At 54.7% G+C, this 21,870-nt stretch carries 18 protein-coding genes and 1 pseudogene; 6 read left to right on the forward strand and 13 right to left on the reverse strand.

Annotated features, from left to right (window positions below; translation table 11 throughout):
• Positions 1 to 7 precede the first annotated feature (7 nt).
• The 7 genes and pseudogenes from JTA15_RS07095 to JTA15_RS07130 form a co-directional block, all read right to left on the reverse strand.
• Positions 8 to 781 (reverse strand): amino acid ABC transporter ATP-binding protein, encoded by a 774-nt coding sequence (locus JTA15_RS07095; RefSeq protein ID WP_014170239.1) that lies wholly within the window; start codon positions 779 to 781, stop codon positions 8 to 10.
• On the reverse strand, positions 765 to 1,691 hold the full coding sequence (locus JTA15_RS07100; protein ID WP_176587194.1) for an amino acid ABC transporter permease: 927 nt from the start codon (positions 1,689 to 1,691) through the stop codon (positions 765 to 767). The genes JTA15_RS07095 and JTA15_RS07100 overlap by 17 nt, the downstream gene beginning before the upstream one ends.
• Before the next feature lie 9 nt (positions 1,692 to 1,700).
• Positions 1,701 to 2,210, reverse strand: coding sequence for a GNAT family N-acetyltransferase (locus JTA15_RS07105; RefSeq protein WP_047366414.1), 510 nt, complete (start codon positions 2,208 to 2,210; stop codon positions 1,701 to 1,703).
• Between the two features lie 9 nt (positions 2,211 to 2,219).
• Positions 2,220 to 4,483, reverse strand: a pseudogene (locus tag JTA15_RS21695) (NtaA/DmoA family FMN-dependent monooxygenase).
• Positions 4,484 to 4,499: 16 nt separating this feature from the next.
• The gene (locus JTA15_RS07120) at positions 4,500 to 5,621 is read right to left on the reverse strand and encodes an amidohydrolase (RefSeq protein WP_032680943.1); all 1,122 of its coding nucleotides are present in this window, start codon (positions 5,619 to 5,621) and stop codon (positions 4,500 to 4,502) included.
• A complete protein-coding gene (locus tag JTA15_RS07125) occupies positions 5,600 to 6,619 on the reverse strand; it encodes an LLM class flavin-dependent oxidoreductase (protein WP_032678238.1) in 1,020 nt (339 codons plus the stop codon). The genes JTA15_RS07120 and JTA15_RS07125 overlap by 22 nt, the downstream gene beginning before the upstream one ends.
• A 110-nt stretch (positions 6,620 to 6,729) precedes the next feature.
• Positions 6,730 to 7,269: an AAA family ATPase gene (locus JTA15_RS07130; protein WP_219373047.1), complete on the reverse strand. Its 540-nt coding sequence runs from the start codon at positions 7,267 to 7,269 to the stop codon at positions 6,730 to 6,732.
• 341 nt (positions 7,270 to 7,610) lie between these two features.
• Between JTA15_RS07130 and JTA15_RS07135 the strand changes: the two genes are divergently transcribed.
• Together JTA15_RS07135 and ansP are read left to right on the forward strand one after the other, a co-directional pair.
• Positions 7,611 to 9,146, forward strand: a complete 1,536-nt coding sequence (locus JTA15_RS07135; protein WP_025204119.1) for a PAS domain-containing methyl-accepting chemotaxis protein — start codon at positions 7,611 to 7,613, stop codon at positions 9,144 to 9,146.
• A gap of 347 nt (positions 9,147 to 9,493) precedes the next feature.
• Positions 9,494 to 10,990, forward strand: coding sequence for an L-asparagine permease (gene ansP / locus JTA15_RS07140; protein WP_219373048.1), 1,497 nt, complete (start codon positions 9,494 to 9,496; stop codon positions 10,988 to 10,990).
• A gap of 70 nt (positions 10,991 to 11,060) precedes the next feature.
• On the opposite strand, the gene JTA15_RS07145 is transcribed toward ansP, so the two are convergent.
• Positions 11,061 to 12,122 (reverse strand): YncE family protein, encoded by a 1,062-nt coding sequence (locus tag JTA15_RS07145; RefSeq protein WP_020884033.1) that lies wholly within the window; start codon positions 12,120 to 12,122, stop codon positions 11,061 to 11,063.
• A 242-nt stretch (positions 12,123 to 12,364) separates the two neighbouring features.
• Between JTA15_RS07145 and pqqU the strand changes: the two genes are divergently transcribed.
• Positions 12,365 to 14,479 carry a TonB-dependent receptor PqqU gene (gene pqqU, locus JTA15_RS07150; protein WP_219373049.1) on the forward strand — a complete coding sequence of 705 codons (2,115 nt, stop codon included), beginning with the start codon at positions 12,365 to 12,367 and terminating at the stop codon, positions 14,477 to 14,479.
• A 133-nt stretch (positions 14,480 to 14,612) separates the two neighbouring features.
• Here pqqU and JTA15_RS07155 read toward each other — a convergent pair whose 3' ends face one another.
• The 3 genes from JTA15_RS07155 to JTA15_RS07165 form a co-directional block, all read right to left on the reverse strand.
• On the reverse strand, positions 14,613 to 15,281 hold the full coding sequence (locus JTA15_RS07155) for a GntR family transcriptional regulator (protein ID WP_020884031.1): 669 nt from the start codon (positions 15,279 to 15,281) through the stop codon (positions 14,613 to 14,615).
• A gap of 254 nt (positions 15,282 to 15,535) precedes the next feature.
• Positions 15,536 to 16,576, reverse strand: coding sequence for an NADP-dependent oxidoreductase (locus JTA15_RS07160; protein ID WP_025204117.1), 1,041 nt, complete (start codon positions 16,574 to 16,576; stop codon positions 15,536 to 15,538).
• 65 nt (positions 16,577 to 16,641) lie between these two features.
• Entirely contained in the window at positions 16,642 to 17,217 is a 576-nt protein-coding gene (locus JTA15_RS07165) for a helix-turn-helix domain-containing protein (RefSeq protein ID WP_032670344.1), read from the reverse strand.
• A gap of 150 nt (positions 17,218 to 17,367) precedes the next feature.
• Between JTA15_RS07165 and JTA15_RS07170 the strand changes: the two genes are divergently transcribed.
• On the forward strand, positions 17,368 to 17,886 hold the full coding sequence (locus tag JTA15_RS07170; RefSeq protein WP_020884028.1) for a GNAT family N-acetyltransferase: 519 nt from the start codon (positions 17,368 to 17,370) through the stop codon (positions 17,884 to 17,886).
• Positions 17,883 to 18,332, forward strand: a complete 450-nt coding sequence (locus tag JTA15_RS07175; RefSeq protein WP_050736865.1) for a DMT family transporter — start codon at positions 17,883 to 17,885, stop codon at positions 18,330 to 18,332. Before JTA15_RS07170 ends, JTA15_RS07175 begins: the two co-directional genes overlap by 4 nt.
• 14 nt (positions 18,333 to 18,346) lie before the next feature.
• Here the strand turns inward: JTA15_RS07175 and JTA15_RS07180 are convergent, their stop codons facing one another.
• Positions 18,347 to 18,580, reverse strand: a complete 234-nt coding sequence (locus tag JTA15_RS07180; RefSeq protein ID WP_219373050.1) for a YdcY family protein — start codon at positions 18,578 to 18,580, stop codon at positions 18,347 to 18,349.
• A gap of 51 nt (positions 18,581 to 18,631) precedes the next feature.
• Complete coding sequence (locus tag JTA15_RS07185; RefSeq protein ID WP_025204114.1) at positions 18,632 to 20,230, reverse strand: ABC transporter substrate-binding protein; 1,599 nt, start codon at positions 20,228 to 20,230, stop codon at positions 18,632 to 18,634.
• A 283-nt stretch (positions 20,231 to 20,513) separates the two neighbouring features.
• On the opposite strand from JTA15_RS07185, the gene JTA15_RS07190 reads away from it, so the two are divergent.
• Positions 20,514 to 21,866: an SrfA family protein gene (locus tag JTA15_RS07190; RefSeq protein ID WP_063924907.1), complete on the forward strand. Its 1,353-nt coding sequence runs from the start codon at positions 20,514 to 20,516 to the stop codon at positions 21,864 to 21,866.
• Positions 21,867 to 21,870: the final 4 nt, after the last annotated feature.

Below are 21,870 nucleotides of genomic sequence, written 5' to 3' on the forward strand. Positions count from 1 at the left end.
GCGCTCCTTACAGCACTTTTGACAGGAACTGGCGCGTTCGCGGGTGCGACGGACGGGTTAATACGTCGTCACTGCTGCCCTGCTCCACAATTTTGCCGTCGACCATAAAGACCACCTGATCCGCCACTTCCCGGGCAAAGCCGATCTCGTGGGTGACCACCACCAGCGTGGTACCCGAGCGGGCGAGCTTTTTAATCACATCCAGCACTTCGCCAACCAGTTCCGGGTCGAGCGCTGAAGTGGGCTCATCAAACAGCATTACCCGGGGACGTAACGCCAGCGCGCGGGCAATAGCAATACGCTGCTGTTGGCCCCCGGAGAGATGGCGCGACCAGGCGTCGGCTTTATCGCGCAGCCCGACCACATCCAGCAGGCTGTATGCCCTTTCAACGGCTTCTTTCTTACTCAGTTTTTTATGGGCGATGGGCGCTTCAATCAGGTTTTCCAGCACTGTGAGATGCGGAAAGAGATTAAAGTTCTGGAAGACATAGCCCACATTGACGCGCTGCTTGAGGATCTCTTTCTCTTTCAGCTCGTAGAGTTTGTCACCCTGACGGCGGTAACCGATGTAGTCACCGTCAATCTGGATAAACCCTTCGTCGACGCGTTCCAGATGGTTAATGGTACGCAGAAGCGTCGATTTACCCGATCCGGAAGGCCCGAGGATCACCGTTACCGATCCGGGCGGGATCTCCAGCGAGACGTTATCAAGCGCTTTATGGCGACCAAAAAACTTACTGACGCCGGTAATCGAAATATGCCCTTCAGGAGAGGTTTGCATGGACGGGCTCCTGTACTGATGCGGTGGATACAGAACGGACGCGACTGGCTACCCGGTTTTGATTAACGGCTGAACGGCGTTCGCTGCGGGCAAGCCCGCGCTCCACAACATGCTGAATGGCAGACAACACGGTGGTAATCACCAGATACCAGACCGCACCGACCATCAGCAGCGGGATCACCTCCTGCGTGCGGTTATAGATCATCTGAATGGTATAGAAGAGTTCCGGCATCGCCAGGACATACACCATCGCCGTGCCTTTCGCGAGACTGATAATTTCATTAAATCCGGACGGCAGAATCGTGCGCAGCGCCTGCGGCAAAATGATACGCACCGTGCGACGCCAGGCTGGCAGACCGAGTGCCGCCGCCGCTTCATACTGACCATGATCCACCCCCAGAAAACCGCCGCGAATGATCTCGGCGGTATACGCGCTCTGAACCAGCGTCAGCCCCACCACGGCGGTGGAAAACTGTCCCAGCACGTTGATGGTTTCAAAGCGACCCCAGGTAATGGCGGTGAAGGGTACGCCGAGCGAGAGCGTGTCGTAGAGATAGGAAAAGTTATAGAGAATGATCAGAACCACAATCAGCGGCAACGAACGAAACAGCCAGATATACCCCCAGGCCAGGCTGCTCAGCAGCCAGGATGAAGAGAGCCTCGCCAGCGCCAGCAGGCCGCCAATGACCACGCTCAGCGCAGTGCCGATCAGGGTCAACAGCAATGTCTGCCCTACGCCTTCAAGGATAACCGGATCAAAGAACCAGCGGGCAAAAACAGACCACTCCCAGCGCGGGTTAAAGGCCACGGACTGAATGACCACCGCAAGCACAAACAGCGCCACCGCGGCACCGACAGTCCGCAGCGGATAACGCGCCGGGACCACCTTAATGGTTTCAACGTTGCTCATTGTCATTCCTCATGCTGTTTTACTGAACGCTTCACTGACCAGCGTTTTGGTGAAACGCAGCCGGCCATCAAACGGCGGCTGGCTGTACTCTTCCGGATCGCGGTTCAGATCGAACTGCGGCTGATAGCCCTGGCTGATATAGAGCCTGACCGCTTCCGGCTGACGAAAACCGGTGGTGAGGTAGATCTGGCTGTAACCGGCCTGTACCGCCCGACGCTCCAGCTCCTGGACGACGCGGGCCGCCAGCCCCTGTTGACGCAGCGCCTTGTGCGTCCAGATTCGTTTGATTTCAGCGGTGCGTTCATCAAACGGTTTATACGCGCCGGTGGCGATGATGTCGCCGTCACGCTCAAGGACAATAAACAGCCCCTGCGGGGCCAGGTACCACTCCGTGAGCTCCACTTCCGCGTCTTTAGAGAAGTAGTCGCCATAGCGGGCGGCATATTCACCGAATAATCCGTCGATAATGGGCTGAAGATCGGCGTCTTCCGGTGACACGTCCCGAAAATGCTCGCGCATAGCGCCTCCTTAGTCACCCAGTCCTGCCGGGTTCACTTCTGATTGAGGGATACGTTCTACCCCTTCCCCCCAGCGGTTCAGCACTTTGTCGTAATCGCCGTTTTTGATGACCCCGTTAAGTGCGGTCTGTACCGGCTCGACCAGGCCGCTGCCTTTTTTCAGCGTCACCGCAATGTGCGCCGCCTTCGGCCAGCCGCCGTCGACAATCCCAACCCGTTTGGTTTTCCCGGTCAGCGCCGCTTTCCATGCGCCAGTCACGTTCGGGCCAAAGAACGCATCTGCGCGCCCTGACTGGAGAGACAGGGTTTGTGATGCATCGTCTTTGGTGTAGATCGGGGTAAACGGCTTCAGGCCTTTCTTCACGTTCTGCGCATTCCACGCCAGCAGGATAGCCTCCTGGTTGGTCCCGGAACCTACGATGATGCGCAGCCCGGCGATGTCCTCCGCCTTCTGCAGCGAGGTAATCGGACTGGTCGATTTCACATAGAAGCCGAGGGAATCTTTACGGTAAGTGGCAAAATCAAACTTCTCTTTGCGCTCTCTGGTTACGGTGATGTTGCTGATCGCCGCATCGTATTTCCCGGAGGCGACGCCGAGAGGCCAGTCCTCCCAGGAGGTTGGCACCACGTTCAGCTCCAGCCCAAGGCTGTCGGCCACCAGACGGGCAACGTCCACCTCGCTTCCGAGCAGCGTTTTATTGTCGTCGGAAAAAACGGTCAGCGGCGGTGAGTTAAGCGCGGCAACCGCCACGGTGAATTTGCCCGGCACGGCGAAGCGATAATCTTTCGGCAGTTGCGCGATGGCGTCGCTGTTTTTGGCGGTGTTGACCGGCGTTTTGTTGGCTTCCAGGCTCACGCCAGTGCCATTAATGTTCACATTCTCTGCCCAGACGGCAGGGGAAAAGGCCAGCGCAAGCGCCAGAATAAGCGATGATTTCTGCATAACGAGGTTCTCTATTATTGTTGTGTGAACTGGTTTTGCGGTTCGTCTAACCCCAGACTGTCGCGCAGCGTAGTGCCGGGATAGTCGGTGCGGAATAAACCGCGGGCCTGTAACACCGGGACAACCTGGTCAACAAAACGCGGGAACGTGTCCGGCGTTCCACCCTGAATAATGAAGCCGTCCGCGGCGAATGCCTCAAACCAGCCCTGCAGACCGTCTGCCACCTGCTCCGGCGTACCGGAAAAGCGCGGGCGCGGGGATGCCGCTTCGAGTGCAACCTGACGCAGGGTTAAGTTGCGTTCGCGAGCATTACGCTTAATTTCATCGGTCGTGCTGCGAAAACTGTTTTTACCCAGTTCACCGATGTCCGGGAACGGCTCGTCGAGCGGGTACTGGCTGAAATCGTGATGTTCAAAATAACGGCCGAGGTAATTCAGGGCATCGTTAATAGACACCAGAGCCGCGGTTGTCTGATACTGGTTCTCCACGTCCTCCGCGTCCTTGCCAACAATCACGCTGACACCCTGAAAAATATGTAAGTCCGATGCCCTGCGGCCATTGGATTCAAGCTGGTGTTTCACGTCGCGATAAAACGCTTTGGCTTCCTCTAACGTTTCATGATGGGTAAAAATGGCGTCAGCATGTTTCGCAGCCAGTTTTTTTCCGTCATCCGATGCACCCGCCTGAAAGACAATCGGGCGTCCCTGCGGCGTGCGGCCAATATTGAGCGGACCGGCCACCTGGAAGAAATCGCCGTGGTGATCAAGCGTATGCAGTTTTGCCGGGTCAAAGAACTGGCCGCTCTCTTTGTTGCGCACAAAGGCATCCCCCTCCCAGGAATCCCAGAGTCCTTTCACCACGTCGAGGTATTCATCCGCTATCCGGTAGCGCAGCGCATGTTCAGGGTGTTTCTCGCGCGAGAAGTTTTTCGCCGATCCCTCGAGCGGTGAGGTCACCACGTTCCAGCCTGCGCGTCCGTTGCTCAAATGATCCAGGCTGGCAAACTGGCGCGCCACGGTAAACGGTTCGCTATAGGAGGTCGATAAGGTACCGACCAGACCGAGGCGCGAGGTCAGACTTGCCAGTGCGGACAAGACCGTTAACGGCTCAAACCGGTTTAAGAAATGCGGGATGGATTTCTCGTTAATATAGAGGCCGTCGGCGACGAATAAAAAATCAAGCTTCCCCTCTTCGGCTTTTAACGCCGTGGCTTTTACAAAATCAAAATTAATGCTGGCATCGGCGACCGCCGCCGGATGACGCCAGGCAGACATGTTCCCGGAAGCACCATGCAAAATGGTTCCCAGCCGCAATTGTCGGGTTGCAGACATATTCACCTCTTCAGAATTAAACGTGTTGCAGGGCTTTTTCCGCAAGCTGTGCAAAATAGCGGGCAGCGGGCTCAATTAATGCTTCATCCGGGTTGAAGGCCGGGTGATGTAAACCGAACGGACTGGCGCTACCGATGCTGACAAACGCCCCGGGGATCTGCTGCAGATACACCGCGAAATCTTCCCCACCCATATGCAGCTCGGCGTGCTGCGTTTCATACCCAGATTCTCTGGCAACGGCGGTGGCAAATTCGGCCCAGTGCACGTCATTGACCAGCGCGGTAGGCCCGGCGTACCAGGTAATGTCGATCTGCGCGCTAAACGCGCTGGCAAACCCGGCGGCAATTTCGCCGACGCGTGCTTTCACATTCTGCTGCACTTCCACGCGGTGGGTGCGAAGCGTGCCTTCCAGCTCAACGCTTTCCGGCAGGACGTTCCAGGTATTGCCCCCGGTAATGCGCGTGACGCTCAGCACCACGGAATCAAGCGTGTTGACGTTGCGGCTGGCAACGCTCTGCAACGCCGTTACCAGCTGGCTCGCCAACACGATGGCGTCGTTACCTTCATGCGGACGTGCAGCATGCGCGCCTTTACCGGTAATTCGGATAACAAAACGGTCGACGTTGGCGTAGAACGGCCCACCGCGGGTGGCAAATTCCCCGACCGGCAGCCCCGGCTCGTTATGCATCCCGAAGATGGCACTGACATCACGTAAGGCACCGGCCCGCACCATACTTTTCGCGCCGCCAAAGTTCTCTTCAGCCGGCTGAAAGAGGATCCGCACACGCCCGTTTAAAGACGCTTCACGCTCTTTAAGCTTTAGCGCCGCCCCGAGGATCACACTGGTATGAATATCGTGTCCGCAGGCATGCATCACCCCCGCACGCTGTGAGCTAAACGGCACGCCGCTGCGCTCTTCAATGGGCAAGGCGTCAATATCGGCTCGCAGCGCAATCAGCTTTTTTCCCGTGCCAATTTCGGCCACCACGCCGGTCTGAAGCGCATAAGGCAGCGGCGTAATACCAGCCGTCGTCAGCCACTGACGCAGGCGAGCGGTCGTTTCGACCTCCTGGCCGGACAGCTCCGGGTTCTGGTGCAGCTCCCGGCGCCAGGCAATCAGTTGTTCGTCAAAACGCATACGGCGACCTCCTTGTTAAGCTTCGCCTGCGCCAGCAGACGCAGAGACTGTAGTCGCGTTACGCCATCCGCAACGGGGGTATCAATAATGAATTCATCAATGCCCCATTTTTCGTGCAGGGCGTTCAACTGTTCCAGCACCGATTCAGCTGTTCCCGCCAGCAGCGACTGTGCCCGACGGGCAATGCGCACCGGCTCGCTGCCCGCCTGTCGGGCAAAGGCATAGGCCTGCTCTTCGCTGGCCACGGTGACGCGCTGCCCATTTGCCAGTTCGACGCCCCAGACTTCAACCTGTTGTGCCAGTGCCTCCGCCTCAGCCTGCGACTGGGCGACGATGACCTGCACCGCCACAATCGCATCCCGGGCGCTGTGGTTACGCCAGGTGGTAATGACTTCACGCAGCAGCGCCGGATCCCCATTCAGGTGAGCAGCAAAGACAAAATGCCAGTCAAGTTTCGCGGCCAGCAGCGCGCTTTCGGTACTGGCCCCCAGCAGGAACCCCTGCGCCGGAACCGGCGGCAGCGGCGTCGCGCGAACGGCCTCGTCCACCGACTGATTTTCCGGCTGGATCCAGTGGTGAAGCTGTGTCAGCTGTTCGGCAAAACTGCCTTTTTGCTGTTGATCGAGGCCCTGCTGCAGCGCCCGGGTGGAGAGCGGCAGGCCGCCTGGGGCTTTCCCGACGCCCAGATCCACGCGCCCGGGAGCAAGCGCGGCCAGGAGGTTGAAATTTTCTGCGACTTTGTAAGGGCTGTAGTGCTGGAGCATGACGCCACCAGAGCCCACGCGGATACGCCGTGTTTGCCCGAGGATCCAGGCGATTAACAGTTCGGGTGAAGGGCTGGCCAGCTGGGGCGTGTTGTGGTGTTCGGCAATCCAGAAACGGTGATAGCCCAGATTTTCTGCCTGCTGTGCCAGCGCCAGGGTTCGCGCCAGTGCATCGGCAGCCGTTTCGTTTTCAGCGATGGGGCTTTTATCCAGAATACTGATTCGCCAGGACATGTTGCGTTCTCGTTTGACTTAACATGTCGTCATTATTAAAGGCGTATTTCACCTCTGAGAAACAATTAATTTACATTTGGTTTGCCGGAAATCAGATATATAAATCCATGCTACGCGTGTGACTTAAGCGATGAAATGAGGTTTTCCACCTCACTGCGGCGGGTAATGCGGACAAAATGAATATGGGCGTATTGCGGGTCTACCATATCGCGTGCATAACGTGCGCGGTTGCTGCGCCAGGTTTTGATTGTCCAGATAATAATGGACTCACGGCTCAAGAATGAGCGACGAAAACTCTCACAGTTTCCCGTACCGGGCCACAGTTCCTGTTTGTGCCAGGCGCGCCTGAACGCTCGGGTGACAGCCTGATACAGGGTTCGGGCGAACCCATAATCCACCCACACCACCCGATCCACGTCTCGCCATTTCACAGGACGCGTACGGTTATAGTTGCCATCAAGCACCCACTCCGCTGACGCCTTTAGCGTCGTCTCCAGTTTTTCCAGCAAGATAGCGTCCGGGGTGCCCCGCCAGTCCGGACACCAGTAAAGTCGGTCCATTTCAATGTAAGGAATATCCAGTTCTGCGGCGATACGCTTCGCCAGGGTGCTTTTTCCACTCCCGCTGGTACCAATCACATTCACTTTCACCCTGTTGCCCCCTGTTGAAGAAAAACCCTTAAAGCATAGCGTTTTCATCTTGTTAACGAAACGCTATTTCGGCGGGTCAGTTTACGTCGAAGCGTGATCTCCCGCTTTTAATTTTCCTTATGGCGTTTATTTGCAGGGTGCTACAAAAACGCACCGATAAATGTTTTCATTTTTATTACATCGGATGCATTTTAAAAATAAAAAATACTAAATACAGGGTATTCCGGAACGCATAACTTTCGTAGAGAATATGCCGACAGTAAAAATAAAAACAAACCTTTCAAACTTGCCTGAATGTTTAACGGGCTCTTTTTTATTGATATATGACCATGGGGTTACTGATGCGGAATAACACTCCCGTTACACAAAACGAGTATTTACTTAACGAAGGTTCGACGCTCATGTCGACCACCAATACGCACAGCCATATTACCTATGCGAACTCTGCCTTTATTGACGCCAGCGGCTATAAAGAAGAGAGTCTTCTCGGTGAGCCGCATAATCTTATTCGCCATCCCGACATGCCTGCAGAGGCGTTTGGCGACATGTGGTTTACCCTGCAACAGGGTGAGACCTGGACGGGGCTGGTCAAGAACCGCCGCCAGAACGGCGATCACTACTGGGTGCGCGCAAACGTCACCCCGGTTTATCAGAATGAAACGTTAACCGGCTATATTTCTGTGCGGAATATTCCTTCGCGTGAAGAGATTGCTGTCAGTGAAAAACGGTATGAGAAAGTGCGCAATAATGAATTAAAACATCACCGCTTTTATAAAGGCCTGTTTGTTCGCCACGGTCTGTTCTCTTTTACGTCGCTGTTTAAACGCCTCAGCACCAGTAAAAGGATCCATCTTGGTATTGCGATAACCGCCCTGCTCGCTTGTTTGCAGCTGTTTATATTTGCCGATCGTATTGTTGAGACTGTCGGTCTGGCTCTGCTATTTATTGCCCTGGCCGTTTATCTTCATGCGCAAATTGCAAAGCCGGTAAAATCCATTGTCCAGCAAATGCAGCGGGTGGTTTCAGGACGTAAAGCGGACTATTACCATTTTGACCGCGTCGATGAAATCGGCCTGATGATGCGCATGGTGAATCAGTCGGGTCTGAACCTCCATTCGCTGGTGGACGATGTCGGTGCGCAAATCAGCGGTATAAGTACAATCAGCCAGCAGGTGGCGAAAGAAGGTATGGCGTTACAGACACGTACCGAAGAAACCGCAGACTTTCTGCAGCAAACGGCCTCAGCCGTGGAAGAAATTGCCAGCGCGGTTCAGCAGACGGCTGAAACGGCGAAAGACGCGATCCTGATGGCAGATCGCACCCGCACCAGCGCTCACCGCGGTGAAGCAATGATGAAAGAGACTATCGGCATGATGCAGTCCGTGTCGCAGGATAATAGCCAGATCGTCGATATCATCAGCGTCATCGATCGTATCGCTTTCCAGACCAATATTCTGGCGCTGAACGCGGCCGTTGAAGCGGCGCGTGCGGGTGATGCCGGCCGCGGTTTTGCGGTCGTGGCGGCCGAAGTGCGCAACCTTGCCCAGCACTCTGCCACCGCGGCCAAAGAGATCAAAACGCTTATAGAGAAAAACGTTTCCAGCGTGAACGCCGGCGTGGAGAAGGTCGAGCAAACTGAATCGCAGCTCACGGTGATGATTGGCAATGTCATGGAGATGTCTTCTCTGATTAAGGAGATAGGCCACGCCACGCAGGAGCAAACGCAGGCGCTGACCCTGATTAACGCGTCCATCTCCCGCATCGGTACAATGACCCAAAACAATACCGGTATGGTGGATAACGTGACGGACGCCGCACACCATCTGACGCAGCGCACGACCCGCCTGCAACAGGCGATTGCCGTTTTTGGCGGTTGAGCAAAGGCGCCGTTATGAGCTGGTTGCTTTGCGCAATCATTAAGCGAAACTGATGATTAAAGCACCACTTCATTAATGGATTTGTCTAAAAACTCACCGCTATTCAGCGTGTTGTGATCCCCGTCTGCTCTGACCACACGATTTCCTTCGACGTGCATCACTTTCGGCACGGTTATATTTTGCGTCGCTTATGAATTGCAGGTAGGATGCCTCGCCATGTTTCGCCTTATCCATACGCAGAATGACTGGGAAGGCAACATGTGTTTGCGCAGAAGCAATCGTTTGTATTGCACTCTGCCAGGCAGGACTATCACGATAATGGTTCAGACAGGCAAACAGGTAACTCAATGAAAACAAGCAATAAAAGCGCAGCCGATCATCACGCTGCTAAACGTCGCTGGTTAAACTCCCATGAAGAGGGCTACCACAAAGCGATGGGCAACCGTCAGGTTCAAATGATCGCCATCGGCGGCGCTATCGGAACGGGTCTGTTTTTAGGTGCTGGCGCTCGTCTGCAGATGGCTGGCCCGGCTCTCGCCCTGGTCTATCTGGTGTGCGGGATCTTCTCTTTCTTCATTCTTCGTGCATTGGGCGAACTGGTACTGCATCGCCCTTCCAGCGGCAGTTTTGTCTCTTACGCCCGTGAATTCCTCGGTGAAAAAGCGGCTTACGTTGCTGGATGGATGTACTTCGTCAACTGGGCAATGACCGGTATTGTCGATATCACCGCCGTCGCGCTTTACATGCACTACTGGGGCGCGTTTGGGGATGTGCCACAATGGGTGTTTGCGCTGGGCGCACTGGCCATTGTCGGCACCATGAACATGATCGGCGTGAAGTGGTTCGCGGAGATGGAGTTCTGGTTCGCGCTGGTAAAAGTGCTGGCCATCGTGGTGTTCCTGGTCGTGGGTACGGTGTTCCTCGGTAGCGGTAAACCGCTTGATGGCAATGCCACCGGTTTCCACCTGATCACTGATAACGGCGGTTTCTTCCCGCATGGCCTGCTGCCTGCGCTGGTGCTGGTTCAGGGTGTGGTGTTCGCCTTCGCGTCCATTGAGCTGGTCGGCACCGCGGCGGGTGAATGTAAAGACCCACAGACCATGGTCCCTAAAGCCATTAACAGCGTTATCTGGCGTATCGGTCTCTTTTATGTTGGTTCCGTGGTGCTGCTGGTTCTGCTGCTGCCGTGGAACGCCTATCAGGCGGGTCAAAGCCCGTTTGTGACCTTCTTCTCTAAACTGGGCGTGCCTTATGTTGGCAGCATCATGAATATCGTGGTGCTGACGGCTGCGCTCTCCAGTCTGAACTCGGGTCTTTACTCCACCGGTCGTATCCTGCGCTCCATGTCGATGGGCGGCTCGGCGCCGAAATTCATGTCGAAGATGAGCCGTCAGCATGTGCCTTACGCGGGCATTCTGGCGACGCTAGTGGTGTATGTCTTCGGCGTGTTCCTGAACTACCTGGTACCGTCTCAGGTATTCGAAATCGTGCTGAACGTTGCCGCGCTCGGCATCATCGCCTCCTGGGCCTTTATCGTGGTCTGCCAGATGCGTCTGCGCAAAGCGATCAAAGAAGGCAAAACCGCTGAAGTCAGCTTTAAGCTGCCGGGCGCACCGGTGACCTCCTGGCTCACCCTGCTGTTCCTGTTCAGCGTGCTGGTGCTGATGGCGTTTGATTACCCGAACGGTACCTACACGATTGCCACCATTCCTCTGCTGGCCGTATTGCTGATTGCCGGCTGGTTTGGCGTGCGTAAACGCGTACAAGAAATTCACAGTACGGCGCCGGTTCATCCTGATGATGCCAAACACGACGCCCCGCTGGTTGAAGAGACGTCGCGTTAATATCGACCTGCTGGTTATACAAAGGGAAGGCATTGCGCCTTCCCTTTTTCTTTGTGTTGAGGAGCGAAACTTAGAGTGTGATACGAATCACGTCATCAGGCTGGGTGGCTTCCTGCTGACGGGTCGATTTTTGTTTTACCGTCACATACAGGGTTTTGCCATCCGCTGAGAGCGCCAGACTGTTCGGGTAGACCGGGGTGTCGAAGGTTTTGGTAACGTTGTAGGTTTTCGCGTCGATTACGCTCACCTTACCCGCTTCACGGTGCGTCACATACGCTTCGTTACGCGCCGGGTTAAACAGAACGGCCAGCGATTCAGGCACGGCAATTTTCTTGATGACGCTGCCGTCCTTCAGATTCACCACCAGCACTTCCGGCTGCTTTGAGTCGGTTAAGAACGCACGCTGTCCGGCGGTGTCCAGGCTCAGATTCAAGTAGAAGTGCTCCTTACCGTCGTCCTGCACTTTTTTACGGCTGAGGATTTTGTGGGTTGCCGTATCAATCGTCACCAGTTCGCCATCAGCGTTGGTGGTGTAAAGACGTTTTGCCTTCGCATCCAGCGCCAGGCCAGTGCTGAATTTACCGGTGCTGCCGATGGTCTCTTTCAGCTTCAGCGTTGCACCATCCACCACCCAAATCGCGCTCTCCTGGCCTACGCCGGTGATGTAAACCGTGTTTGTGCTGTCATCGGCCACCAGCTGGCGCGGCTGCAGCGGTTTGACGGTTTCACTGCGCTGACGGTTATCCAGCACCAGTCGCCCTTTCACCTCACCCGTTTTGGCATCAATCGCGGTTACCGCGCCGTTGATGGTGTTACCAAACCACAGCGTCTGGGTGGCATTATCAAGGGTGGCACCGAACGGTTTGAGATCGTTATGAATGACCTGCGTCACGTCCAGCGTGACCGGGTCAAGGCGATAGACAATCCCGCCTTTGTCCGTTTTGCGGCTCTGCGATGTCGCGACCCACAGCGCATTCTCCTGCTGGCTCACGGCCATTTCATATGCGCCTTTCCCTACCGCTTTGCGCAACATCTCTTCGGCAGCATGAACCTGGAAGGTTCCGGCAAACAGTAACGCCCCTGACAGCAGAGACATACTCAGGCGCGGCGAGCACAGATGACGTAAAGACATAACAATTCCTTTTTTGAACACAGGGTTTACTGCTGACATCACTTCCGGCAGGCAACGTCATGGCATTGCCGTTTTGATAATGAGAATAGTAATCATTTATGAGTTAAATGTGGAGTTTTTCTTTCCTTCCCGGCCTTTCATTAACGCAATGTGCGGTTATAGTTTTCAAAAGATTTACAAAAGATTTAACATATATGGACATGTTCCATTTGGTACGTTTTTTTCCATAACCGGTCTATTTCATGAAAATCATTTCTGCCCGTAAGGCAACGCTTCCACTGCTGCTGGTTCCTGTTATCTCTGCGCCTCTCACTGCGATGAGTGCCGATGAACAGACCATGATCGTCAGCGCCACGCCGCAAACCGTCTCGGAGCTCGATACCCCGGCGGCGGTCAGCGTCGTGAATGGCGAGGATATGCGTCATGCTGCGCCACGCATTAACCTGTCTGAATCTCTTGGCAGCGTGCCGGGACTGCAGATCCAGAACCGCCAGAACTATGCTCAGGATCTCCAGCTTTCGATGCGTGGATTTGGTGCCCGCTCAACCTTCGGCGTGCGCGGTATCCGTATGTATGTCGACGGTATTCCGGCAACCATGCCGGATGGACAGGGACAAACCTCCAATATCGACCTCTCCAGCGTGGACAGCGTAGAAGTGCTGCGCGGCCCCTTCTCTGCCCTTTATGGCAACGCCTCTGGCGGTGTGATCAACATGACGACCCAGACCGGGCAGCAGCCGCCGACCATCGAGGCCAGCAGCTATTACGGCAGTTACGGTACCTGGCGCTATGGAATGAAAGCCGCCGGCGCGATGGGTGATGGGACGCATGCCGGGGATGTGGATTACACCGTGTCCACTACCCGTTTCACGACCAAAGGTTATCGCGACCACAGCGGCGCGCGGAAGAATCTCGCCAACGCTAAACTGGGTGTTCGTATTGATGACGTGAGCAAGCTGACGCTGATTTTCAACAGCGTGGACATGAAAGCTAACGATCCGGGTGGACTGAGTGCCCAGGAGTGGCATGACAACCCTCGCCAGTCTCCGCGTGGCGATCAATATAATACGCGCAAGACCATCAAGCAGACCCAGGCTGGCCTGCGCTACGATCGTCAGCTCAGCACCCAGGACGATCTCAGCGTCATGATGTACGCCGGCGAACGTGAAATGACGCAGTACCAGTCAATTCCTTATCAGCCTCAGTTGAGACCTTCCCACTCCGGCGGCGTGATTGATATGCAGCGCCATTACCAGGGGATTGATACCCGCTGGACGCACCGTGGCGAACTGCTGGTTCCGGTCACCTTTACCACCGGTCTGAACTACGAAAACATGAGCGAAGATCGTCGCGGATACGAGAACTTCGTCATGAACAACGGCGTGCCGGAGTACGGCGTCAAGGGCGACAAACGTCGTAATGAACGTAACCTGATGTGGAACGTCGACCCGTACCTGCAAACCAGCTGGCAGTTAACGCAGAAACTCTCCGTGGATGCCGGCGTCCGTTACAGCTCGGTCTGGTTTGACTCCAACGACCATTACGTGACCCCGGGCAACGGAGACGACAGCGGTGACGCAAGCTATCATAAGTGGCTCCCGGCCGGTTCGGTGAAATATGCCGTGACCGATGCGTGGAATCTCTATGCTGCGGCAGGTCGCGGGTTTGAAACGCCAACCATCAATGAGCTCTCTTATCGTGCGGATAACCAGGGCGGCCTCAACATTGGCCTGAAACCTTCCACGAACAATACCTATGAAGTGGGCAGTAAAACCCGTATCGGTAATGGTCTGCTGACGGCAGCGCTGTTCCGCACCGATACGGATGACGAGATTGTCGTCGATGCCAGCGCTGGCGGTCGTACCAGCTATAAAAACGCCGGTAAAACCCGTCGTCAGGGGGTTGAAGTTTCCCTGGATCAGCAGTTTGCTGAGAACTGGAAGCTGAAAATGGCGTGGACCTATCTGGACGCCACCTATCGTACCAACGTGTGCAGCACCGGCGACTGTAACGGCAACCGTATGCCGGGCATTGCCCGCAATATGGGTTATGCCTCGTTTGGCTGGCAGCCGGAAGAAGGCTGGTATGCGGGATCGGATGTGCGCTACATGAGCGATATCATGGCGGATGACGAGAACACGGCGAAAGCCCCGTCCTACACGGTGGTTGGGCTGAATACCGGGTATAAATTCAACTACGGTAACTGGGGAATGGACGTCTTTGGTCGCGTCGATAACCTGTTCGATAAAGAGTATGTCGGATCGGTTATCGTGAATGAATCCAACGGGCGTTATTACGAACCTGCACCGGGCCGTAACTACGGCGTAGGTCTGTCAGTCTCTTATCGCTTCGAGTAAGCAAAAAGCATTCTTTTTTGCTGAATATTATTTTTATAAATGGAATAACGCTCCTGATGGCAATAAGCCATCAGGAGTATTTAACCAGGAATATAATTCGCGGCAGGATATAGTCGCTCTGCTAAATAATCTCTCAGTTAAAATATTGTCGCTGTAAAAGCGTGTTCGCTTCATCAATCAACGTCTCTATCGCCTTCTGACTGCCATCAACATCTCTTCGCTCAAGCGCGGACAGGAGCTCGGCGTAGTGATAAGTCGACACCTTGATGTCGTTAAGCTCCTGATGCAGATAGTTCATGCAAGGTCCAATACGCACCCATAGCTGCTCAATTAAGGCGCTGAGTGTCGGCATTTCCGCGTACTGATAAAGCGTAAACCGAAAGATGCGGTTAGCATGCAGCGCCTGCTGAACGTGCCCGTTGCGCATGGCTTCATGGAATGTCTCTGATAGCTTGCGCAACACCTCCAGCTTATTTTCCGTCATATGCTGACAGGCGGCAGCTACCGCCATAGGCTCAAGCTGTTTTCTGATGGCGTTAATCTCGTTATAACGCTCAAGCGTGACCTCAGGAACCAGAAACGCCTGGGCCGGCGTGGCGTGTAATGCCCCAGACGACACCAGACGCAAAAGCGCCTCGCGGACCGGGGTAATACTGGTTCCTAATTTATCAGCAATTTCTTTGGTAATCAGTCGAGCGCCAGGTTTCAGTGAGCCTGTAATTAACGCGCCTTTCAAACTGAGTTCGACTTGCATGGTAAGACTGATCCTTTGCGCTTTTTCTAAATGGTCCAAATCAAGCATGTTCAATTCCTGTAGCTAATACTTAATGCTATTTTTAAACGCCGTTTTTTATAAACGACGCTGTTCCGATATATCCTGTATCGTCATGCCTGGTGATGGGAAGTCTGTAAAAATGTCAAGAAATGCAAAATTTATTTTTTTTCGTTTTCGTGCTCATCTGAACGGAAGGCGCGAAAAGCCATGTCCAGTTAATTAAAGACAATATATCGTATCTTCACAAATAAATATGGCGGGAAACCCCGCCATATTTTAGATTATTTATTGTCACCCGCGACGCGAATCACGACTTTGCCGAAGTTTTTTCCTTCAAGAAGGCCAATCAGCGCATCAGGCGCATTCTCCAGGCCGTCTGTAACCTGCTCACGGTAGTGAATTTTGCCTTCCTGCACCCAGCGCCCCATCTCATCCTGGAACTCCTTGATGCGATGGCCGTAATCCTGAGCGATGATAAACCCCTGCATACGAATCCGTTTCTTCAGAATCGTCGCCATCAATAACGGCAAACGATCCGGCCCTTCCGGCAGACCCGTCGCATTGTAACCGCTCACCAGACCACATACCGGTACGCGCGCCGAGGTGTTCAGTAAGGGCAACACGGCGTCAAAAACTTTCCCGCCGACGTTTTCATAATAGACATCAATCCCTTTCGGGCAGGCCTTTTCAAGCTGGGCCGCGAAGTCATCGGCATGGTGATCCAGGCACTGGTCAAACCCGAGCACCTCGACGGCATGGCGGCATTTTTCTGCACCACCGGCAACGCCGATCACCCGGCAACCTTTGATTTTACCGATCTGCCCGACTGTCGCACCAACCGGCCCCGTCGCCGCCGCAACCACCAGCGTTTCACCGGCTTTAGGCTGGCCGATGTCCAGTAGCCCCATATAGGCGGTAAACCCTGGCATACCCAGAATGCCCAGCGCCCACGAGGGGTGAGAAATATTATCGCCCAGTTTCACCAGGCCGCTGCCGTCTGAAATTTCATACTCCTGCCAGCCGCTGTAGCCCAGCACCCACTCACCCGGCGTATAGTCCGGATGGTTTGACTGCTCCACGCGGCTGACCGTTCCCCCCACCATGACCGCCCCAATTTCCACTGGCGGTGAATAGGACGGTGCATCACTCATGCGGCCACGCATGTAAGGATCAAGCGACAGCCAGACCGTGCGCAGCAAAAGCTGTCCTGCCTGAGGTTCAGGAACAGGCTGCTCTTCCAGACGAAAATTCTCCGCGACCGGCGCACCGTGCGGACGAGAAGCCAGAACCCAGCGGCGATTTTGCGAAACAGATTGATTCATCAGGAACTCCTTCTGGTACAAATGTCATTAGAGCCTGGCTCATGATCGGCGTAAACGCTTTAACTTTACGAGCCAGACTGGTTAAGCCGCACAACCAGATAGATACAGGTTTCATTCGTCTCATTAATGAACCGGCAGTCGTTGGGCGGCCCCAGTTCCAGGCAATCACCGGCGTGCATTTCATGACGGGTATCGCCCTCCTGGAAAACCAGTTCGCCAGACTGCAGCCAGATAAGCTGGCGCGCCAGCGCATACGACGAGGCGGGCATAGGGACATCGCTTCCCGCCGGCAGCTCAACCTGAACAAGATCGATGGGCAGATCGGTGCGGGGTGAAACGTGGCGGCGGAGGTAGTGTGTCTGAGGGTCACGCCAGACGGGCTGGTTTTCCAGACGCAGCAGCTTTCCTTCCTGCATTTCGGCCCTGGCGATCAGCGTTGACATGCTGATGCCAAACGCGCCGGATAACCGCGCGAGCAAGGTCGCCGTCGGGCTGCTGTCCCCGCGCTCTATCTTGTGGATCATGGCGCGCGAGACGCCGGCCCGGTCAGCAAGCTCGCTTAATGACCATCCTCGCGACTCGCGTTCAAGGCGAATTCGCGCGCTAATCCTTTGATTCATTGTGTCTGTCATAGTATTCATGACGTCATACTATAGTGTATGAACGGCATTTCAACGCGGTTTTGATAACAAAAAAATCTGGCTTATGTCATAGCCATCCGTCTGTACAGTTGTGTAATATCGTACTCATAACGTAATACTATAGTGAACAACATACTCAGAGGTTCAAACATGATCGTTCGTCATGCCTGCAAAGAAGACTGCGCCGCTATTGGGGAGATTTACAACCACGCGGTGCTGCATACTGCCGCGATCTGGAATGATAAAACCGTCGATACGGATAACCGCATTGCCTGGTTTGAGGCGCGTGCCCTCGCAGGCTACCCGGTGCTGGTGAGTGAAGAGAATGGCGTTATCACCGGCTACGCCTCGTTTGGCGACTGGCGCGCCTTTGACGGTTTCCGGCATACGGTAGAGCATTCTGTCTACGTTCATCCGGATCATCAGGGGAAAGGTATTGGCCGCACGCTGATGAACGCGCTGATTATTGAAGCGCGGACCCTCGGCAAACACGTCATGGTGGCGGGCATTGAGGCGCAAAACCAGGCCTCTATTCATCTTCATGAGACGCTCGGTTTTGTGACCACCGGCCAGATGCCGCAGGTGGGCACCAAGTTTGGCCGCTGGCTGGATCTGACCTTTATGCAGTTGCAGCTTGATGAGCGCAGCGATCCGGACGCTATCTCATGAATCAGTCTCTGACGCTGGCTTTTCTGGTGGCGGCGGGAATTGGCCTGGTGGTGCAAAACACCTTAATGGTGCGCATCACTCAGTCCTCCTCGACCATTCTTATCGCGATGCTGCTGAATTCGCTGGTTGGCATTGTGCTGTTTGTCAGCATTCTGCTGCTAAAACAGGGCTTCGCCGGATTTAGCGAGCTGGCCTCAACGATCCGCTGGTGGACGTTGATCCCGGGGCTGTTAGGGTCGTTTTTTGTTTTTGCCAGTATCAGCGGCTATCAAAATGTTGGCGCAGCGACAACCATCGCCGTGCTGGTGGCAAGCCAGTTGATTGGCGGGCTGGTGATGGATGTACTCAGAAGCAGTGGCATCCCCTTGCGCGCGCTGATTGGCCCGGTGTGCGGTGCCGTAATGCTGGTGGTCGGGGCGTGGCTGGTCGCGAGACGCCAGTTCTGACCCCCGGCTTACCGCTACAGAATCGTACCGCCTTTGGTCAGCAATTCCTGACGGGCGTCCATCTCTTCTTTATGTTGCTTACCGTGATGTACAATCGCGGTACGCAGACGCTGCTGCTGACTGTAGCGATCTTCACGGCTTAACGCTGCGTCGTCGCTCAGTTCGATCAGCAGTTCATTCATTCGGCTAATCACTCCCTCTTCGATGGCGGTATCGACACGGGCGATAACTTCATTTAAATGTGACATTGTCACTCCTTGTCAGCTGCCCGGCAGGCGCGGTGCCTGCCGGGAAAAATGTCAGTTCAGTTTCGCTTTGGAGAAATCGCTGCCCATCAGGCTCACGCTGTACCCCGTTACGTTGCTGCGGGTGGCGTAGAACGTTTTGCCGTTCGCCAGCGCAATCCACGGTGCCTGGGCATAGAAGATCTCCTGCGCCTGGCTGTAGAGTTTCGCACGCTCACCCGGGTTGCTGGTCAGCTTGGCTTTCTTGACCAGATCATCATACCCCTTATCGCACCAGCGCGCGGCGTTCGATCCGGTTTTGATGCTGTCGCATCCCAGCAGTACATCAGCAAAGTTATCCGGGTCGCCGTTATCGGACATCCAGCCAAACAACGCGGAATCATGCTCCCCTTTACGCATACCGGAGAGATACTCGCCCCACTCGTAAGAGACAATTTTGGCCTTCACGCCGACTTTTGCCCAGTCGCTCTGGATCATCTCCGCAATACGCTTCGAGTTAGGGTTATACGGACGCTGCACAGGCATTGACCACAGCGTCACGTCCGCGCCCTTCTCCAGACCGGCCTGTTTCAATAAAGCTTTCGCTTTTTCAGGATCGTAGCTGTAGTCCTTCAGATCGTTATTAAAGCCCAGCATATTCGGCGGAATGGGTGATTTCGCCACCGTACCGGAACCCATAAAGACCGCATTCACGATGGCTTTTTTGTCCGTCGCATAGTTCAGGGCCTGACGCACCAGCACGTTATCAAACGGTTTTTTCTCGGTATTGAACGCCAGATACCCCACGTTCAACGCCTCCACGGCGTGCAGCTTCAGGTCTTTATTTTTGTTAATAACATCAAACTGAACCGGTGACGGTGCCGGAATGATCTGGCATTCGTTGGTCTGCAGCTTCGCCAGACGCGTTTCTACGTTTGGCGTGATGGAGAAAATAAGATGTTTCGTCGGAACCGCACCTTCCCAGTAGTTCGGGTTAGCGACGTAGCGGATCAGCGAATCCACTTTGTACTGTTGCAGAACGTACGGCCCGGTACCAATCGGCCAGGTATCGACATTCTCAGGCGTCCCTTTTTTCAGCATCGCGTCAGCGTATTCAGCGGAAAGAATAGAGGCGAAATCCATCCCCCAGTCAGCAAGGAATGCGGCGTTTGGTTCGCTCAGCGTAAACTGCACGTGATAATCATCAACCTTTTTGACGTCCTGAATCAGCTTGTCCAGGCCTACATCATTAAAGTATTCGTAATTACCCTGGGAGACATTGTGATAAGGATGCTTAGGGTCTTTCTGACGCATGACGGAAAAAATAACGTCATCCGCATTAAAATCACGGGTCGGCTTGAAGTATTTATTGCTGTTGAACTTGACTCCTTTACGCAGCGTAAAGGTATAAGTCTTACCGTCCGGGGAAATTGTCCAGGACTCTGCCAGCGACGGTACCGGGGTGTTTTTCACCGGGTCGAAATTGATCAGGCGGTTATACAGGACCTGAGAGCTGGCCACGAATGACGGGCCTGAGCTGGCGATCTGCGGGTTGAAAGACTCCGGTGATGCTTCAGAGCAATAAATGATGGTGTCATTATTCGCCGCCCATGCGGCACCTGCTGGTAAGAGAGTGCTCAGCGCGAGGGCGAGCAGCGTTTTCCCTGTAGACATGGTTATAACCCTGGCAGTTTTATTATATTGGACTGTAATAACAGCACAGCCGCTATAACCTGGCAAATAACGAATCACTATCAGGTTATTCTAAAGCAACGTTTTCCGCTGGTTTTACAGCCAGTGTGCCAGAGGTTGATTTGCCTTAAGTGCCATTATTCGTCAAGCACAACCGCACCTTTCTATGCCACAAGAAATCGTCCCTTTTGGCGTCTCTTCCTCCGTTTGGTTGCTTCCCGATTTCGTTAAAGTAACGGTGTGAAGAAGTATATGGGATCAAATCGTGGCAAAAACTCTTTTACGCAGCGGTAATCTGGATGACTTTCAGGCCGTTGGCGGCGGCGGACAAGCCGTTTTTGAATCAGCGTTACAAATCCGGGAAGCGCTCCGGTTACGCAAACAACAGGCGATTGTCGACTGTCTGGCTATTCCGCAGGTCAATGATGGTGGCGACCGTGTCGACTGGTATTCGCCGGTCGACGGTTGTGTAACCAGCTGGAAAGCGGCGAACGAAGACGATCGTTATCGCGCCCTGCGCTATCTGGAAAATACTCTGGCCAGCGTTGAATCGCTCAGTAAGAAGTGCCTGCAGTCGCCAAAAACAGCGCAACAGCTTTTCGGCTCCCTGCTGTCGAAAGCATTTCAGTTTCCCGGCGAAAATTTCCTTTTCCTGGTTGATGGAAAGCCGGTCATAAGCTTCTGGGGGTTTGTAAACCTCAATGAGAATGCACGTGACGACGTACTCGACTGTTTACGTGAATCGCTGATCCCTGAGCCAGCCCCGATTGTCATTGAAGACCCTGAACCCGAGCCGGAACCGACCCCAGTCCTGACCTTTGAACAGGCCGATGAGCCGCTGATCGCCCCAGCCACGGTGGTGCGCATCACGCCGGACGAACTGTATACGCCTGAGCCTGCGCCGGTCATTGTGCCGCCTGTGGAAGAACCCGAGCCAGAGCCTGCGATCGTAGCCAAAAAACGCCGCGTTCCCCTGTGGACGCTTCCGGTTGCCGCCGTGATCGTTGCCGCGATTGCCACCCCGTTGCTGTGGCCAAAACAGGCCCCTTCTGCCGAGCCAGTGGCTGTCGTTGCCCCTGAACCTGTCGCCATTGCGCCAAAGCCGATTAAAGCCGTTGAGCCACTGCCGATGAAATTACCGCTGCATCAGGCAGAGGTGGTCGCGAGCAAAGAAAAAGAGCCGGCTCCCGTTGCCGCCCCAGCGCCTGCGCCGGTTGTGATTGCGGCGATCCCGAAAGACGCCATGGTCATGGAAGCAAACCAGGTGAAAGCGGGGTCGACGCGTTTTCTGAACGGAACATGGCGTGCGATCCTCGACGTGAAAGATCCGATTACCGGCAAACCACCGTCGCTGCGCTATCAGATCCAGAACAATAAAGGCTTCGCTCGTGTTGTTCACGGTGACAATGTTGTCTGCCGCGTGGAGGTTTTCTCCGGGCTGCACAGCAATGGCGAACTGATGATTAAGAGTCGCGGTAATGCCCGCTGCACAGACGGTTCACGCTACCCGATGCCGGAAGTTGCCTGTAAAGCAGGCACCAGCGATGTCGCTGAATGTAATGCCCGTTATGATGCCAAAACCGTCGTTCCACTGACGTTCAAGAAAGCAGGTGCCTGACCCT

This window comes from Enterobacter sp. BIDMC 29, assembly GCF_019378755.1.
Taxonomy (GTDB): domain Bacteria; phylum Pseudomonadota; class Gammaproteobacteria; order Enterobacterales; family Enterobacteriaceae; genus Enterobacter; species Enterobacter ludwigii.